A 17583-nucleotide genomic window follows, 5' to 3' on the forward strand; every position below is an offset into this window, starting at 1 on the left:
ATATACCGTTGGGCAGGTGCCCCGCTCCAGTGCCCTCCCCCGTCGGTCCGTCGACCGACGCACCCGGTTCGTCGCCGTCGCGACGCTCGTGTCCTTCGCCGTGGCCGCTGCCGCCCGGGTCCTCGTCGACACGTCCACGGCGGGCTTCGACGCGCCCGCCCGCTACGCCACGGTGCCCCCGAGCGGGTGGACGGCCTTCGACACGGTGAACGTCGTCGCGGTGGTCGGTGCCAGCCTGGCCGGCGCTGCCGTGCTGCTGTTCGGGGCGACGCTCGTGTCCGCCGTGCTCCACCACCGCGGCCGCCGCCTGCCGCTCGTCATCGGGGCCGTCACCCTCGCGATGGTGGTCGGTGCCGTGCTCGCGGGGGTGGTCGCGAGCGGTCGGACCGACTTCACCGTCGTGACGGAACTCGAGCTGCTGCGGACCGCACTGGCAGGACTGGCGGTCGCGAGCCTCCCGGCGGTCGTCCTGGGCGCGGTCCGCGCGCGCGGCCGCGCCTGACGACCTGCCCTACTTCTTCTTCTCTTCGACGTCCCCGGAGAGCGCGGCGATGAAGGCCTCTTGCGGGACCTCGACCCGGCCGATCGTCTTCATGCGCTTCTTGCCCTCCTTCTGCTTCTCGAGGAGCTTGCGCTTGCGGGTGATGTCACCGCCGTAGCACTTCGCGAGGACGTCCTTGCGCATCGCGCGGATGCTCTCGCGGGCGATGATCCGGGCGCCGATGGCGGCCTGGATCGGGACCTCGAACTGCTGCCGCGGGATGAGCTTGCGGAGCCGCTCGGTCATCAGCGTGCCGTAGGCGTACGCCTTGTCGCGGTGCACGATGGCGCTGAACGCGTCGACCTGGTCGCCCTGCAACAGGATGTCGACCTTCACGAGGTCGGCGGCCTGGTCACCGACGGGTTCGTAGTCGAGGCTGGCGTAGCCCTGCGTCTTGCTCTTCAGCTGGTCGAAGAAGTCGAAGACGATCTCACCGAGGGGCATCTGGTAGCGGATCTCGACGCGGTCCTCGCCGAGGTACTCCATGCCGAGCAGGGAGCCGCGGCGCTGCTGGCACAGCTCCATGATCGCGCCGACGTAGTCCTTCGGCGCCAGGATCGCGGCGCGGACCATCGGCTCGCGGACCTCGACGATGCGCCCGGTCGGGAACTCGGAGGGGTTCGTGACCTCGGTGACGGTGTTGTCCTCGTTCGTGACCTCGTAGATCACGCTCGGGGCGGTGGTGATGAGGTCGAGGTTGAACTCGCGGGACAGGCGCTCGGTGATGATCTCGAGGTGCAGCAGGCCGAGGAAGCCGCAGCGGAACCCGAAGCCGAGCGCGACGGAGGTCTCCGGTTCGTAGACGAGCGCGGCGTCGGAGAGCTTGAGCTTGTCGAGCGCTTCGCGGAGGTCCGGGTAGTCCGAGCCGTCGATCGGGTACAGGCCCGAGAACACCATCGGCTTCGGGTCCGTGTAGCCGGGCAGGGCCTCGGTCGCCGGGCGCTGGGCACTCGTGACGGTGTCGCCGACCTTGGACAGGCGGACGTCCTTCACGCCGGTGATGAGGTACCCGACCTCGCCGACCGACAGGCCCTTCGTGGGGATGGGCTCCGGGCTCGAGACCCCGATCTCGAGGATCTCGTGCGTCGACTTGGTCGACATCATCTGGACCTTCTCGCGCGGGGCGATCGAGCCGTCGATCATGCGGATGTAGGTCACGACGCCGCGGTAGCTGTCGTAGACCGAGTCGAAGATCATCGCGCGGGGCGCGGCGTCGACCTTGCCTACGGGAGCGGGGACCGTCCGGACGACGAGGTCGAGGAGCTCGGGCACGCCGACGCCGGTCTTGCCCGAGACGCGGAGGACGTCCTCGGGCTTGCCGCCGATGAGCTGCGCGAGCTCGGCCGCGTACTTGTCGGGGTCGGCGGCGGGCAGGTCGATCTTGTTGAGGACCGGGATGATCTGCAGGTCGTTCTCGAGCGCCAGGTAGAGGTTCGCGAGCGTCTGGGCCTCGATGCCCTGGGCGGCGTCGACGAGCAGGATGGCACCCTCGCACGCGGCGAGCGACCGGGAGACCTCGTACGAGAAGTCGACGTGCCCGGGCGTGTCGATCATGTTGAGCGCGTAGGTCTCACCGTCGAGCTCCCACGGCATGCGGACGGCCTGCGACTTGATCGTGATGCCGCGCTCGCGTTCGATGTCCATGCGGTCGAGGTACTGCGCGCGCATGGCACGGTCCTCGACGATGCCGGTGATCGACAGCATGCGGTCGGCCAGCGTGGACTTGCCGTGGTCGATGTGCGCGATGATGCAGAAGTTGCGGATCGCGCCGGCCGGAGTCGCGGCGGGCTCGAGCGGAGCGGATGCTTGTGGGCTCACGGTTCCTCAGGTGGGTCGGACGGTCAGGTGATTGTCCCACGGTTGCGTGCGGGCAGCGCGCGGGGCCGCGCGGCTGGCGCGGCCGCGCCGCTGGCGCCTGGTGCGAGGTTGACCACCCCGTGCAGCGCTGGATGCCCGCACGGAGCGACCAACCTCGCACCAGGCGGAGGAGCGCGCACGGTGCGGGGGGTGGCGGGGCCGCGCCGAGCCTCCCGGCCGGGTCTGACGGTGAGTGCGGCTCAGACGACCGCGTGCGCCGGGGCCGGCAGCGCGCCCAGGCCGCGCCGGAGGTCCTCCGGGGTCGCCGCCAGGCAGACGCGGATCCAGCCCTCTCCGGACCGGCCGAACGCGCTGCCCGGCGCCACGGCGACCCGCTCGCGCTGCAGGAAGGCCAGCGCCCACGCGGCGACGTCCCCCTGGGCGGCGTGCGCGACGTCGATCCACAGGTAGAAGGAGCCGTCCGGGGCGTTGTACCGGATGCCGGCGGCGTCGAGGACCTCGGTCGCGACCTCGAGGTTGGCGCGGTAGTGCTCCCGGGCATCGCGCACGGCGGAGTGGTCTCCCACGATCGCCGCGAGGGCCGCGTACTGGTCGGGCTCGGCGACGCAGCTGATCATCGACTCCTGCACGGTGCGCATCGTCGGGCCGAGGCCCTTCGGGGTCACGAGGTAGCCGACGCGCACTCCGGTCATCGCGTACGTCTTGCTCAGCGAGAAGGCGGTGAACACGCGGTCGTCCTCGTCGAGGGCGGCCAGGCTGACGTGCCGGGTGCCGTAGGTGAAGTACTCGTAGACCTCGTCGCTGACCACCCAGAGGTCGTGTTCCTTCGCGAACGCCAGGACCCGCCGGAGCGTCGCCTCGCCGAACACCGTGCCGAGCGGGTTCGACGGCGAGTTCACCACGATGGCCCGGGTCCGCTCTGTCACGCTCGCCGCGAGTGCGTCGAGGTCCGGCTCGAACCCGTGCTCCGGCCCGAGCCGGTACGGCACCGGTGTCGCGCCGATGATGTGGGCGTTCATCGTGAACGTCGTGTAGCCGGGGTCCGGCACGAGGACCTCGTCGCCGGGGCTGAGCACCAGGGTCATCGCCTGGAAGAGTGCCTGCGTCGCGCCGATCGTCATCCAGATCTGCTCGAGGTCGGCCTCGATGCGGTTCTCGCGCCGGAGCTTCTCCTGCACGGCCAGGCGCAGCGGCGTGATGCCCCCGTTCGGCGTGTACCCGGTGCGGTCCTCGCTCCAGGCGCGTCGGGCCGCGTCACCGATGTGCGTGGCCACCGGCACGTCGGGTTCGCCGATGACGAGCATGGTGACGTCCTCGCCGTCGGCCTGCAGCAGCGCAGCCTGCTCGAAGACACGGCGGATGCCGGAGGGTGGGACGGTGTCGATCCGAGGTGCGAGGGACGGCATGCCAGACACGGTAACTCCCACGTGTTTCCACGCGGTGACGCCGGCCTGGTTCCGCGCGGTGTCGCGGGCCTGGTTCCGCGTGGTGTCGCGGGCCTGGTTCCGCGTGGTGTCGCGGGATCAGGGCGTGTCGCGCGCGTTGATCCGCACCCCTGACCCTGGTAATGTGGCTTGCTGGCTTACGCGTTCCGTCGCCCACGGGTGGAACGCGATGCGACCAAGGGCCCCTCTACCCAGCGGTCGCGACCACCCGTCCGAGACGAAGCAGGAGCAACACATGGCGAACATCAAGTCGCAGATGAAGCGCATCAAGACCAACCTCAAGGCCACCGAGCGCAACAAGGCCTACAAGTCCGAGCTGAAGACGTTCATCCGTCACACCAACGAGGCCATCGTCGCCGGCGACAAGGAGAAGGCCACCGCCGCTCTCGCCGTTGCGTCGAAGAAGCTCGACAAGGCCGTGAGCAAGGGCGTCATCCACAAGAACCAGGCCGCGAACCGCAAGTCGGCCATCGCGAAGAAGGTCAGCGCGCTCTGAGCGTCTGACTCTCTCGAAGGCCCCGCACCGTTCCGGTGTGGGGCCTTCCTCGTTCCCGGGGGCGCCAGCGCGGCGGCGCGGGCGCGGCGGCGCTGGCGCTCATGGAACCGCGCAACGGTCACCGCACCGCGGCGATGCACGGTGCGGTGACCGTTGCGCGGTGCAGTGCTGCGTCGGGGTCGGCACGCGGGCGGATGACGTCGCACAACCGGAACCCGCTGGCGCCGCCGAGATCCGTGGTTCGAGCCGACATCGGTTGTGCGACGTCGGCCGGGAGGCTCGGCTCAGCTCACCGGGGCTCGCCGCGCCGGGCGATGGTGCGGACCATGACCTCGAGCGCGTAGTGGGCGTCGCGCGAGCCGCCCTTCACCGCGGTGTCGGCCTCGGCGATGCTGATGATCGCGTTCGCCAGCCCGGACTCGCTCCACCCGGCGACGTCACGTTGTGCTCGCTGCACCTGCCACGGCGCCATGCCGAGGGCCGACGCGGCCTGTCCGCTCGAGCCCCGGAAGGCACTGACCTTCGCCATCGTCCGGATCTTGCTCGCGAACGCGGCGACGATCGGCACGGGGGCCTCACCCGTGGCCAGGGCATGCCGCAGCTCGACGATCGCCGGCGCGGACCGACCGGCCAGCGCGATGTCCGCGACCTTGAACGCGTTGGTCTCGACACGTCCGCCGTAGTACTTGTCGACGACCCGGTCGGTGATCTCGTGCGCTTCGTCTGCCAGGAGCTGCCGGCACGCTGCGGCCAGTTCGGCCAGGTCGTCGGCGAACGCGGCGACCAGCGTGCGCACGGCCGACGGCGCGATCTTGCGTCGAGCGGCGCGGAACTCGGCGTTCACGAAGTCGATGCGGTCGGTCTCCCGCTTGAGCTCGTCGCACTGGACCTCGATCCCCCCGCCGACCCCGCTGCGGATCGTGTCGAGGAGCTTCTTGCCGCGCACACCGCCGCCGTGCCGCAGCACCAGGGTGACGTCGTCGGCCGGGTTGCCCAGGTAGGAGATCGTCTCCGTGATGAAGGCGTCGGTGCACTTCTCGACGTTGGTGACCCGCACGAGCCGCGGTTCGCCGAACAGGGACGGGCTGGCGAGCGTCGCCAGCAACCCAGGCGCGTACTGGTCGGCTTCGAGGTCGTGGACCTCGAGCGCGGGGTCCTCGCCGACGAGCAGGTCGCGGAGCATGCCGGTGGCGCGCTCGGCGAGGAAGGTCTCGGGGCCGGTCACGAGGACGACGGGCGACGGGCGGATGCCGGACCACGGGACCTGGTCGATCTTCGCGGCGGCGCGCGCGGGCTTCTTGGCGGGCATGCGGTCCTTCCGACGGTGCGGGGTCGAGTCTACGGGCCGCCCCCGACGCGGACGGCCGCCGCGGGGCGACTGTGCCGGACGTCCTGGCAGGTCCCCACGACGTCGGTGTCGGCGATGTCGGTGTCAGCGTCGTCGTCGGGGCTGCTGCCTGCCGCTCCGTCCATACCTCCGGGCCGGCGGGTGCACCCCGGACGACGATCGTCCCCTGCAGGTCGGTGCGGAACGGTGTCGTGCCGGCTGCCGCGAGCATCTCGAGCGCCCGCTCCGTCGGGTGCCCGTACGTGTTGTCCGCGCCGACACCGATGAGGCCGACCGGCGCCGCAAGCTCGCGGTAGAGCGTGGGGTCCTGGTCCGCCGAACCGTGGTGCGCGACCTTCACGACGTCGACCGGCCCGAGCGCCGCAGACGCGGACGCCGACGCCGACGCCGACGCCGACGCTCCCATGGTCGGTCCCCGGAGTCGCCGCTGCGCGGCCGCGTCGAGGTCGCCCAGGAACACCCCCGTCAGGCAGGTCGTGCACCCCGGGGGTCGGTCCGTCCGCACCACGATGCTCGCCTCGTTGCCGCTCGTCGGGTCCGATGCCCGCGGCCAGAGCACATACCACGGCACGCGCCCGAGCACCCCGTGCACGCCGTCGTCCGCACGCCGGACGTCGACGCCCGCAGCAACGAGCCGTCGGAGGACCCCGGCGTCGGCCGGCCGCGCTGGCGGTCCGACGAGCGCCAGGTCCACGTCGCCCGTGACCTCGTCCACGGCGCCGACGTGGTCGCGGTCGTAGTGCGTCAGCACGAGGAGGTCGAGCCGGTCGACGCCGAGCAGGTCGAGGCACCTCCGCAGCCGGACGGGGTCGTCGCCGACGTCGATGAGCGCCGTGCTCGCGCCGTCCCGCAGGAGCGTCGCGTCTCCCTGCCCGACGTCGCACATCGCCACGGACCAGTCCCGCGGCACACCCGCGCGGGTCAGGACCGTCGGCACCACCGTGGCCGCGAGTCCGACGACCGTCACGACCGCTGCCAGGAGCACGAGCAGCGCCCGGACACCGGCGGGTGCGAGCACCGCCGCGACGATCGTCCCGCTGACGACCACAGCCGCCAGCACGCCGCCGACTCCGGCCGGCCACGGGAGCGAGGCCACCGGCAGTCTAGCGGCCGTCTGCGCGACCACACCGATCACGGCGGCCGGGGCCCAGGCGACCGACGCGACGACGCCTGCAGCGCCCGGCCACACCGGTGCCAGCACACACGCCAGCAGCCCGATCACCGTGACCACGGGGACCAACGGCTCGGCCAGCAGGTTCGCCGGGACCGCGTACGTCGGCAGGGCGGGTGCGAGCGGGATCGTCAGCGGCCAGCACGCCACCTGCGCGGCGACCGGCACGGCCACGGCGGCAGCCACGGGCGTCCAGCAGTGTCGTGCGAGCAACGCGGTCAGCGGTGGCCCGAGCACGACGATCCCCGAGGTCGCCAGCACCGACAGGCCGAAGGCGAAGGACCGCGCGAACCACGGGTCGACGACGAGCATCACGACCGCCGCGAGGGCGATGAGCGGTGCGCCCCTGACCGGGCGGCCCGACAGGTGCACCACGAGGACGACGACAGCCATCACGCTCGCACGGAGGATCGACGGGTCCGGGCGGACCAGCACGACGAACCCGACGAGGAGCACCACCGCCAGCGCAGCCCGGGCGCTCCGGCCGAGCCCGGCGGCGCGGCCGAGCAGCACCACGAGGGCGACGACCACCGCACAGTTCGAGCCCGACACCGCGGTCAGGTGTGTCAGCGCACTGGCCTCCATCGCGGCCTCGGTCGCCGGGTCCAGGCCGCTGCGGTCGCCGATCGCGAGTCCTCGGAGCAGCGCTCCACCCGGCTGGGGCAGGTCCGCGGTGACGCTGGCGAAGGCCTGACGTGCGTGGTCCGTCAGGGCGAGGAGCCCGGTCGGCGGCTCCGCGACTGCCGGCCCGCGGAGGAACACCACGAACGCCGTGGTGGACCCGGCCTCGTCCGGCTCGACCGTGGCGCGCGCCCGCACCGTCGTGCCGGCGCCGAGCGTGTCCTGCCGGGAAGCGTCGTCGTCCACCGCGGGGACCACCCGCACGGGCACGTCGAGCCCCGACGACCCGCCGACCCCGCGCAGGGTCGCCAGGACGGAGCGGTCCGCCGGGGTGAGGTCCCGGTCGAGCACCACCGTGACGGACGCCGACCGCCCGGCCAGGGCCTGCACCGCCGAGGGAGTCCGGCGAGCGTCCCCGACGGCGACGGCGACCGCCACCAGGCAGACGAACGCCGCCGAGGTCAGCACGAGCGCGAGCGCCACCTGGACACGGTCACCGGGCGGACGGACCCACAGCAGGGTCGTCGCCACGAGCAGCACCACGCCTGCCACCGCTGCCACCACCCACGCCGCCGACGCGGACCCGACGAGCACGGCCGCGACGACCCAAGAGACGGCGGCAGGCACCGCGATGCGCAGGTCAGCTCGGCCGGGCCCGACGCTCACACGCGCACCCGGTCCTGCAGCTCGGCGAAACGGCCGTCACCGATCCCGCTGACGTCGAGCAGGTCCTCGACCGCGGAGAACCGGCCGTGCTCGTCCCGCCACGCGAGGATCCGCTGTGCCAGCCCAGGACCGATGCCGGGCAGGGTCTCGAGGGTCGCCTGGTCGGCGGTGTTCAGGTCGACGACGTCCGACGGACCTGCACCAGCCCCAGCCCCAGCCCCAGCCCCAGCCCCAGCCCCAGCCCTAGGCGCAGCCGAACTGGCAGCACCGGCAGCAGCGCCGCTGTCGGCCCCCAACGCCTGCGGCACATCGACCTCGCCCACCCGCGGCACGTAGAGCCGCTCGCCGTCGACGAGCGGTCGCGCCAGGTTGAGCCGGGCCAGGTCCGCGTCCCCTGATGCACCGCCCGCCGCATCGAGTGCATCCGTGACCCGGCCGCCCCCTGGCACCGTCACCACCCCGGCGTGCGCCACGGCCCCGAGCACGTGCACGACGACCGACGGCGCCGCCGACGCCGACGCCGACGCAGACGCAGACGGCCCGGCACGCCCAGGCGAGCCCGACGCCGCACCGGTACCGGCACCACCAGCACCGGCACTGGCACCGGCACCGGCACCGGCACCAGCAGCACCCCCTGCCGGTACGGACGCAGCCACCGACGCTGCCCCCGTCACCGACGTCACCCCACCCGCACCGCTCCCCCGCGCACCGAGCACGATGACGACCAGCGCAACGACCACCACGACAGCAGCGACGACGAGCGCCGCACGGGGCGAGAGCGTGAACCGGGACATGGCCGGAACGCTACGGAGCCCGGCCACCAGGCCGGGCTCCGAGAGACGACACCGTGGACGACCCCCGCCGTCCACTCAGGTGTGGAGGAGTCGACTACCCCTTGATGGCGATGTTCACGAGCTTCGGCGCCCGCACGATGACCTTCACGACCTCCCGGTCGCCGATGTAGCGCTGCACCGACTTCGACGCACGCGCCAGCCGCTCGAGCTCGTCGGCCTCGATCGACTTCGACACCTCGAACGAGTCCCGCACCTTGCCGTTGACCTGGACCACCGCGGTCAGGGTCTCCTGCACGAGCAGCGTCGGGTCGGCCTTGCGCCACCCGTACGTGGCGACCGAGGCGTCGTAGCCCAGCGTCTGCCACATCTCCTCGCCGGTGTACGGCGCGAAGACGCTGAGCCCGAGGGCCACGGTCTCCACGGCTTCACGCACGGCGGGGTCGCCGGCACCGGGCCCGCTGTCGATCGCCTTGCGCGTGACGTTCACCAGGTCCATCAGCCGCGCGATCACGACGTTGAACTTGAACGACTCCATCAGCCCTGGGGCGTCGGAGAGGAACCGGTGGGTGACCTGGCGGACGGCACGGTCGCCGTCGGCCCACACGGCGTCGGGCGCCGAGGTGACGTCCGTCGCCAGACGGTAGGCCCGCGCCAGGAACCGGGCCGAGGCGGCCGGGGAGACGTCCTCCCAGTTGATGTCGTCCTCCGGCGGACCGGCGAAGCCCATCACCAGGCGGATGGCGTCGACACCGTGGGCGTCGAGCTCGTCGCCGAGGGAGACGCCGCCCTTCGACTTCGACATCTTCGAGCCGCCCGAGAGCACCATGCCCTGGTTCAGCAGCGCCGAGAACGGCTCGGTGAAGTCGAGGTAGCCGAGGTCGAACAGGACCTTCGTGACGAAGCGCGCGTACAGCAGGTGCAGGATCGCGTGCTCGACGCCGCCGATGTACTGGTCGACCGGGGCCCACTTGTTCACGAGCGCCGGGTCGAAGGCCTGGGTGTCGTCGTTCGCGGACAGGAACCGCAGGAAGTACCACGACGAGTCGACGAACGTGTCCATCGTGTCGGCGTCGCGCTTGGCGGGGGTGCCGTCGACCGGGTTCGGCACGTTCACCCAGTCGGTCGCCCCGCCTAGCGGCGACGTGCCCTTCGGCTTCAGGTCGAGGCCCTCGGTGGGGGGCAGCACGACGGGCAGCTGGTCCTCAGGTACCGGGTACTCGGTGCCGTCCTCGCCGTGGATGATCGGGATCGGGGTGCCCCAGAAGCGCTGGCGGGAGATCAGCCAGTCGCGCAGGCGGTACGTCTTCGCCGCGCGACCCGTCCCGCGCTCGTCGAGGAGCTTGATCGCCGCGGTGATCGCGTGCTGCTTGCTCATGCCGTCGAGCGGTCCGGAGTTGATCATGCGACCGGTGCCGGTCAGCGCCTGCCCCGTCGTGAGCGGGTCGAGCGAGGGGATGTCGAAGTCGTCGAGCGTCGCGCCCTCGGGGATCACCGGGATCGCGCCGGTGACGGCCGCGTTCGTGTCGACGACGACCTTCACGGGCAGGTCGAACGTCCGCGCGAAGTCGAGGTCACGCTGGTCGTGCGCCGGGACGGCCATGACCGCGCCGTGGCCGTAGTCGGCGAGCACGTAGTCGGCGGCCCAGATCGGCAGGCGCTCCCCCGTCAGCGGGTGGATCGCGAAGCGGTCGAGCGGCACGCCGGTCTTCGGGCGGTCGGCGTTCTGCCGGTCGATCTCCGACGTCTTCTGCGTCGCCACCAGGTAGTCGTCGAAGGCCTGCCGGACAGACGGGGAAGCCGGAGCGACCAGCTCAGCCGCCAGGTCCGAGTCCGGCGCCACGACCAGGAACGTCACGCCGTGGATGGTGTCCGGCCGGGTGGTGAAGACGGTCACGGGCTCGTCGCGGCCCTCGATCACGAAGTCGACGTCGGCCCCGACCGAGCGGCCGATCCAGTTGCGCTGCATCGCGATGACCTTGGCGGGCCAGCGGCCCTCGAGCTGGTTCAGGTCGTCGAGCAGCCGGTCCGCGTACTCGGTGATCCCGAAGTACCACTGCGTCAGCTTCTTCTTGACGACGACGGCGCCGGACCGGTCCGAGGTGCCGTCGGGCAGGACCTGCTCGTTCGCCAGCACGGTCTGGTCCACCGGGTCCCAGTTCACCCAGCTGTCCTTGCGGTAGGCCAGGCCTTTCTCGTACATCTTCAGGAACAGCCACTGGTTCCACTTGTAGTACTCGGGGTCCGAGGTGTGGATCTCCGTGGACCAGTCGAACGACGGCGCGTAGCGCTTGAACGACGCCTTCTGCTGCGCGATGTTCGCGTAGGTCCAGTCCTTCGGGTCGACGCCGCGCTTGATCGCCGCGTTCTCCGCGGGCAGGCCGAACGAGTCCCAGCCGATCGGGTGCAGGACGTTGAAGCCCTGCTGCCGCCAGTAGCGCGCCACGAAGTCGCCGAGCGCCCAGTTCTCCGCGTGGCCCATGTGCAGGTCCCCCGACGGGTACGGGAACATCTCGAGGATGTACTTCCGCGGACGACGGTCGTCAGGGTCGGCGGTGAAGAGGCCGAGCGCTTCCCAGCGCCCCTGCCACTTGTCCTGGATGCGACGGAAGTCGTAGGCGTTCGGGTCCTCGACGTGCTGCTCGTTGGTCACGGGGCTCTCAATCGGTCTGGAGGCGCGGTGCAGGTCGCGCGGACGTGCGCCGGTCCCCAAGATTACAAGGCCGGTGCGGCGGTGCGGGACACGGGAGCGCTCAGGCCACGATGCGGCCGTGCCGCATCCGCATCGTCCTGGTCACGAGCTCGGCCGGCACCGGCACGTGGGACACGACCAGAACGGTGCGCCCCGCGGCCTGGGCCGTGGCGACGAGGTCGCGGAGCAGCGCGTCGCCGAGGTCGGGGTCGATGTCGGCCGTCGGTTCGTCGAGGACGAGCACGGGGAACGCGTGCAGCAGGGCACGGGCCAGTGCCAGCCGGTGCGCCTGCCCGCCGGACAGCAACCCGCCGCGCTCCCCCACACCGGCGTCGAGGCCGCCCCGCCGCTCGACCCAGTCGCCGAGTCCGACCCGCGCCAGGACGTCGAGGAGTTCCTGGTCGGTGGCGGACTCCTTCGCGAAGAGCAGGTTCTGCCGGACCGACTGGTCGAACACGAACGGGTCCTGCTCGATCAGGCCGACGCGGGCGCGGACGGCGTCGGGGTGCATCGAGCGGGCCTCCACGCCGTCGAGCGTGTACGACCCCTCGTGGTCGACGAACCGGACCAGGGCGTCCACGAGGGTCGACTTCCCCGCGCCGCTCGGGCCTTCGAGCACGACGACCTCGCCCGGCGCGAGGGTGAACGTGGCCCCGTCGACCGCGGCGACCTCGGACCCGGGCCAGCGCACGGTCAGGTCCCGGACCGCCAGCGTGACCGGGCCGTCGAGCACCAGGTCCGCCGGTGCCGCCTCGGCGTCGGGCTCCGGCACGATGCCGGCGGGCGTGGTCGCCGGGACGACGCGCTCCACCCGGTCGGCCGCCGCCCGCACCCGACGCAGCGTGAGCACGGCGAGGGGGACGGTGCCGACGACCTCGAACAGGGCGAGGGGCACGAAGACCGCGAGTGCCCAGAGCGGACCGCTGAGCGCCCCGGACACGACGGCCGGCGCGCCGACGGCCAGGATCCCCACGACGGCACCGCCGCCGATGAGCCCGACGAGCGCTCCGACGAGGGCCTCGACGCTGGCACGACGCCGGACGGCGCGGGTCACCCGGGCGTCGAGCGCGTCGATGTGCGCGAGCCGGTCGTCGAGCGTGCCGTACGCGGCGAAGACGTCGAGCGTCCGGACGGTGTCGAGCACCAGGTCGGCGACCCGGCCCCGGTCCGCCGCGGTCTCAGCGTCGCTGCGCCGGGCGATCGACGCCGTCACGACGGACCCGAGCGCCGCGGCGACGACGAGCGCGACGAGCAGGACGAGCGCTGCCGGCACCGACACCAGCCCGACCGCCACGACCGACAGCACCGCCGTGACGCCCGCGGACACGAGCGGCCCGACGACCCGGATCGGCAGGTCCTGCAACCGGTCGGTGTCGGTCACGAGCCGCGTGAGCAGGTCTCCGCGACCGGTGGACCCGAGCCCGGCGGGGGCGACCGACGCCAGCCGCCGGTAGGTCTCGGTGCGGACGACGGCCAGCTGCCGGAACGAGGCGTCGTGCCCGGCGAGCCGGTCCACGTACCGCAGCGCCGCACGGCCGAGCGCGAAGGCCCGTACCCCGACCATCACCAGCGTCAGGTACAGGATCGGCGGGTGCTCGGCGGCGCGGGTGATGAGGTAGCCGCTCGCGGCCAGCAACGCGACCGCGCAGAGCGCGCTCAGGGCACCGGCGGCGACGGCCCGGCCCCAGCCCGGACCACGGGGCATGGCGAGCTGGAGGACGGAGCCGGCCAGGGCCTCCCGGCTGGTGACGCGGCTCATGCGCGCGCCCCCTGCACCGATGTGGGGCGGCCGACGTCGAGGCGGACGTCGGCCGCCGCGATGACGGCGGGCCGGTGGCTGGCGACCACGACGACGGCACCGTCGTCGGCGAGCCGCCGGATGGTCCGGACGACGTGGGCCTCGGCGTCGGCGTCCAGCGCGGAGGTCGGTTCGTCCAGCAGCACGAGTCGGGTGCCGGCGCGATCGTGCCGGTACAGCGCCCGGGCGAGGGTGACCCGCTGGGCCTGGCCGCCGGAGAGACCGGCTCCGCCGGACCCGACCTGGAGGCCCGGGTCGACTCCCAGCCCCGCCGCACCGAGCGCGCGTGTCACGGCGTCGGGCACGGGGGTCGCGCTGAGCGCGACGTTCTCGGCGATCGTGCCGCGGACGAGCCGGGGTCGCTGGTCGGACCAGCTGATGCGGTCGTCCCGCGTGGTGCCGGACTCGCCCGGCACGACGACCTGGCCCTCGTGGGGCAGGACCCCGCGGATCGCGGCGATGAGGCTCGACTTGCCGGAGCCGCTCGGCCCGGCGAGGACGACGATGGTGCCCCGGGCCGCGCGCAGGTCGACGGGGCCGATGACGACGTCGGGACGCCGGACGACGAGTCCGTCGAGCACCAGGGCGTCGGCGGCGGGCAGGGCGGAGGCGGTGCCGGCCGGTGCGCTGTGGCCGTCGTGCAGGGCGTGGTCGTCGTCGTCGAGGACGTCGAGCACGGCGGTCGAGGCCTCGACACCGTCCTGCGCCGCATGGAAGTCGGCGCCCACCTGCCGGATCGGCGCGAAGGCCTCCGGAGCCAGGACGAGCACGAACATCGCCGCACCGAGCCCGAGCGATCCGTCGACCAGCCGGATGCCGATCGTCACGGCGACCAGGGCGACGGACAGGCTCGCCGCGAGCTCGAGCGCAAACCCGCTGACGAACGAGAGCCGCAGGACGCCGAGGGTGCCACGGCGGTACTGGTCGGTGACCGTGGCGATGCGGCCGACCTGCCGCCGGGCCCGACCGAAGACCTTCAAGGTCGACAGGCCCTCGACGGCCTCGGTGAACGCGCCACCGAGGCGCGCGAGCGCGTCGGACTGTCGACGCTGCAGGCTCTGCGTGGCCAGGCCGATGAGGATCATGAACACCGGGATGACGGGCAGGGCGCAGAGCACGATCAGCCCGCTCGTCAGGTCGCCGAGGCCGATCGCCACGAGCAGCACCGGGGTGGCGACGGCCGTCAGGGCGAGCTGTGGCAGGTACCGCCCGAAGTAGGCGTCGAGGGCGTCGAGCCCGGGTCCGAGCGTCGTCGCGAACCCGGCACTCGAACGCTCCGCGAGCCACCCGGGGCCGCGCTCGGCGGCGCGTTCCAGGACGGTCCGACGCAGTTCGCGCTTCACCGTCGCGGCTGCTCGCCCCGCCAGGTCGTCGGTCGCCCAGGCGGCGACGGCGCGGAGTGCGACGGCTCCCCCGAGCAACCAGAGCGTCGGGACGAAGGCCCCGGGGACGACGCCGCCGTGGTGCACGGCGTCGACCACCTGGGTGACCGCGGCCGCGATCCCCCATGCGATCGCGATGGTGGCCACGGTGCGGAGCAGCCCCGTGGCGGCGGCGGCCGCGATGAAGCCGCGCGCTGAGCGCGACAGGCGGAGCAGACGCGGGTCGAGCGGCTTCATCGCGGGCCTGCCTAGTGCGCCGCGGCGGTGACGTGCGCCCGGGAGACGCGCTTGCGGAAGACCCAGTAGGTCCAGGCCTGGTAGGCGAACACGAGCGGCACGAAGATCAACGCCACCCAGCTCATCACCGTCAGGGTGTAGGTGCCGGACGAGGCGTTGGTCACCGTCAGGCTGTTCGCCGGGTCGACCGAGTCGGGCATCACGTTCGGGAAGATCGCGGTGAACATGGCGAGCACCACCGCGGCGATCGTCACGGCCATCAGCGTGAAGGCCCGGCCCTCGCGGCCCCAGGCGTTGCAGAGGACCGCGAGCACGAGCGCCAGTGCGGCGACGACTGAGCACACGAGCGACGCCGGGGTCGCCCGGACGAAGGCCATCGCGACCAGGAACAGCGCCGCGACGACGATCGTCAGGATGCCCGCACGGGTCGCCAGGCGCTTGGCCCGCTCGCGGATGTCGCCCTCGGTCTTCAGCGCGATGAACACGACGCCGTGCGTGAAGAACACGAGGAGCGTCGCCGCGCCGGTCAGCAGTGCGAAGGGGTTGAGGAGGTCGAACAGCGTGCCGGTGTAGTTGTGCCCGCTGTCCATCGGGATGCCGCGGACGACGTTGCCGAACGCGACGCCCCAGAGGAACGACGGGACGGCGCTGCCGACGATGATCATCAGGTCGAAGCGGCGCTTCCACGAGCGCTGCTTGTCCTGGTGGCGGTACTCGAACGACACCCCGCGGAGGATGAGCGCCGCCAGGATGAGCAGCAGCGCCAGGTAGAAGCCGGAGAACATCGTGGCGTACCACTCCGGGAACGCCGCGAACAGGCAGGCACCGGCGACGATGACCCAGGTCTCGTTGAGGTCCCAGACCGGGCCGATCGTGTTGATCATGACGCGTCGGTCGGTGTCGTCCTTCCCGAGGAACGGCAGGGCCATGCCGACGCCGAAGTCGAAGCCGTCGAGCACGAAGTAGCCGACGAAGAAGAGTCCGACGATCGCGAACCAGAGCACGGGCAGGTCCATCTCAGTACACCGTCACTTCGTGCTTGACCTCGCCGGTCGTCTCGTCGACCTCGGCCGGGGCGGCGGGTCCCTCTTGTGCGACCTTCTTGATGAGTCGGAACTCGACGACCGCCAGGGACCCGTAGATGAGCGTGAACACGACCAGCGAGATGAGGACCTCGAGCCCGGTCACGTTCGGTGAGACACCGTCGCTGGTCCGGAGCAGCCCGAACACGAGCCACGGCTGCCGGCCCATCTCGGTGAAGACCCAGCCCATGATCATCGCGGCCATCGGCAGCGGCACCGCCCAGGTGGCGACCCGCCAGACCCAGCGCTGCTGGGGGAAGCGGCCCTTGCGGGTCAGCCAGAGCCCGGCCAGGGAGACCATGACGGCGCCCACGCCGAGAGCGATCATCCAGCGGAACGACCAGTACGTGACCCAGATGACCGGCTTGTAGTTGCCCGGGCCGTAGACCTGCGTGTACTGGGCCTGCAGGTCGTTGATGCCCTCGACCGTGCCGTTGAACGTGTGCGTGGAGAGGAACGAGAGCAGGTAGGGCACCCGGATCGAGAACAGCTCGTGGACCCCGTCCGGCGTGCCGAGGGTGAAGACCGAGAACGAGGCGTCCTTGCCGGTGGCGGTGTTGTACAGCGCCTCGGCCGCGGCCATCTTCATCGGCTGGGTGTCGACCATGGTCAGGCCGAGCTGGTCGCCGGTGAGCACCGTCAGCGCGCCGGCCGCGACCATCGTCCACAGGCCGAACTTCAGCGCGGGCATCATCGTCTCGAGGTTCTGGTTGCGGGCCAGGTGCCAGCTCGCCACCGCGATGACCACCCCGGCGGCGACCATGAAGCACGCGAACAGGGTGTGCGGGAAGGCGGCGAGGGCGACCTTGTTCGTCAGCACGGCCCAGATGTCGGTGAGCTCCGCGCGGCCCTTGGCTTCGTTGATGACGTAGCCGACCGGGTGCTGCATGAACGCGTTCGCGGCGATGATGAAGTACGCCGACATGATCGTGCCGGCGCTGACGCACCACATGCTCGCGAGGTGCAGGCCCTTGGGCAGCCGGTCCCAGCCGAAGATCCAGACGCCGATGAAGGCCGCCTCGAAGAAGAACGCCAGGATGCCCTCGAGCGCGAGCGGAGCGCCGAACACGTCCCCGACGAAGCGGGAGTAGTTCGACCAGTTCATGCCGAACTGGAACTCCTGCACGATGCCGGTGACGACCCCCATCGCGAAGTTGATGAGGAAGACGCGGCCGAAGAACCGGGTGAGCTGCAGGTAGTGCGCCCGGCCCGTCCGGTACCACGCGGTCTGGAACGTCGCGACGACGACGGCCATGCCGATCGTCAGCGGGACGAACAGGAAGTGGTAGATGGTCGTGAGGCCGAACTGCCACCGCGACAGGATCAGGGGATCGAGGATGTCGTTCATGCGGCGGTACCGGTCGGGAACGCCGCGCGCTGTTGAGGCACGTCAGTTGCTTCCTGTGGAGGGGGTACTTCTGGTGGGTGTCACGCCCTCGGGACACCTCCACGGTAGCGCTGCTGACGCCCGTTCGACAAGTTGTAGAAGCCTCGT

At 71.7% G+C, this 17583-nt stretch carries 11 protein-coding genes and 1 pseudogene; 2 read left to right on the forward strand and 10 right to left on the reverse strand.

All coding sequences use genetic code 11. From position 1 onward, the window contains the following. Positions 1–16 precede the first annotated feature (16 nt). Positions 17–502 carry a hypothetical protein gene (locus ITJ54_RS04125; RefSeq protein WP_194625999.1) on the forward strand — a complete coding sequence of 162 codons (486 nt, stop codon included), beginning with the start codon at positions 17–19 and terminating at the stop codon, positions 500–502. 9 nt (positions 503–511) lie between these two features. Here ITJ54_RS04125 and lepA read toward each other — a convergent pair whose 3' ends face one another. After that, positions 512–2359: a translation elongation factor 4 gene (lepA, locus tag ITJ54_RS04130; protein ID WP_194626000.1), complete on the reverse strand. Its 1848-nt coding sequence runs from the start codon at positions 2357–2359 to the stop codon at positions 512–514. A 239-nt stretch (positions 2360–2598) separates the two neighbouring features. Beyond that, complete coding sequence (locus tag ITJ54_RS04135) at positions 2599–3765, reverse strand: pyridoxal phosphate-dependent aminotransferase (protein WP_194626001.1); 1167 nt, start codon at positions 3763–3765, stop codon at positions 2599–2601. Between the two features lie 274 nt (positions 3766–4039). On the opposite strand from ITJ54_RS04135, the gene rpsT reads away from it, so the two are divergent. Then, positions 4040–4300 carry a 30S ribosomal protein S20 gene (rpsT, locus tag ITJ54_RS04140; protein WP_071276041.1) on the forward strand — a complete coding sequence of 87 codons (261 nt, stop codon included), beginning with the start codon at positions 4040–4042 and terminating at the stop codon, positions 4298–4300. Positions 4301–4589: 289 nt separating this feature from the next. Here the strand turns inward: rpsT and holA are convergent, their stop codons facing one another. The 8 genes and pseudogenes from holA to ITJ54_RS04185 form a co-directional block, all read right to left on the reverse strand. Then, a complete protein-coding gene (holA, locus tag ITJ54_RS04145; protein WP_194626002.1) occupies positions 4590–5609 on the reverse strand; it encodes a DNA polymerase III subunit delta in 1020 nt (339 codons plus the stop codon). A 580-nt stretch (positions 5610–6189) separates the two neighbouring features. Then, a pseudogene (locus ITJ54_RS18430) lies at positions 6190–7404 on the reverse strand (ComEC/Rec2 family competence protein); the annotation flags it as partial. 698 nt (positions 7405–8102) lie between these two features. Then, the gene (locus tag ITJ54_RS17795) at positions 8103–8900 is read right to left on the reverse strand and encodes a ComEA family DNA-binding protein (RefSeq protein ID WP_228508194.1); all 798 of its coding nucleotides are present in this window, start codon (positions 8898–8900) and stop codon (positions 8103–8105) included. 94 nt (positions 8901–8994) lie between these two features. Beyond that, positions 8995–11550: a leucine--tRNA ligase gene (leuS, locus tag ITJ54_RS04165; RefSeq protein WP_194626003.1), complete on the reverse strand. Its 2556-nt coding sequence runs from the start codon at positions 11548–11550 to the stop codon at positions 8995–8997. A gap of 100 nt (positions 11551–11650) precedes the next feature. Beyond that, positions 11651–13348, reverse strand: a complete 1698-nt coding sequence (cydC, locus tag ITJ54_RS04170; protein WP_228508196.1) for a thiol reductant ABC exporter subunit CydC — start codon at positions 13346–13348, stop codon at positions 11651–11653. Further along, on the reverse strand, positions 13345–15006 hold the full coding sequence (cydD, locus tag ITJ54_RS04175) for a thiol reductant ABC exporter subunit CydD (protein WP_194626004.1): 1662 nt from the start codon (positions 15004–15006) through the stop codon (positions 13345–13347). The genes cydC and cydD overlap by 4 nt, the downstream gene beginning before the upstream one ends. Before the next feature lie 11 nt (positions 15007–15017). Continuing rightward, the gene (gene cydB / locus ITJ54_RS04180; RefSeq protein ID WP_194626005.1) at positions 15018–16022 is read right to left on the reverse strand and encodes a cytochrome d ubiquinol oxidase subunit II; all 1005 of its coding nucleotides are present in this window, start codon (positions 16020–16022) and stop codon (positions 15018–15020) included. 1 nt (position 16023) lies between these two features. After that, the gene (locus ITJ54_RS04185) at positions 16024–17436 is read right to left on the reverse strand and encodes a cytochrome ubiquinol oxidase subunit I (RefSeq protein ID WP_194626006.1); all 1413 of its coding nucleotides are present in this window, start codon (positions 17434–17436) and stop codon (positions 16024–16026) included. Between the last annotated feature and the right edge of the window lie 147 nt (positions 17437–17583).

Origin of the sequence: Curtobacterium sp. VKM Ac-2865, assembly GCF_015350905.1 — a bacterium.
In the GTDB taxonomy this organism is placed as follows: Bacteria; Actinomycetota; Actinomycetes; order Actinomycetales; family Microbacteriaceae; genus Curtobacterium.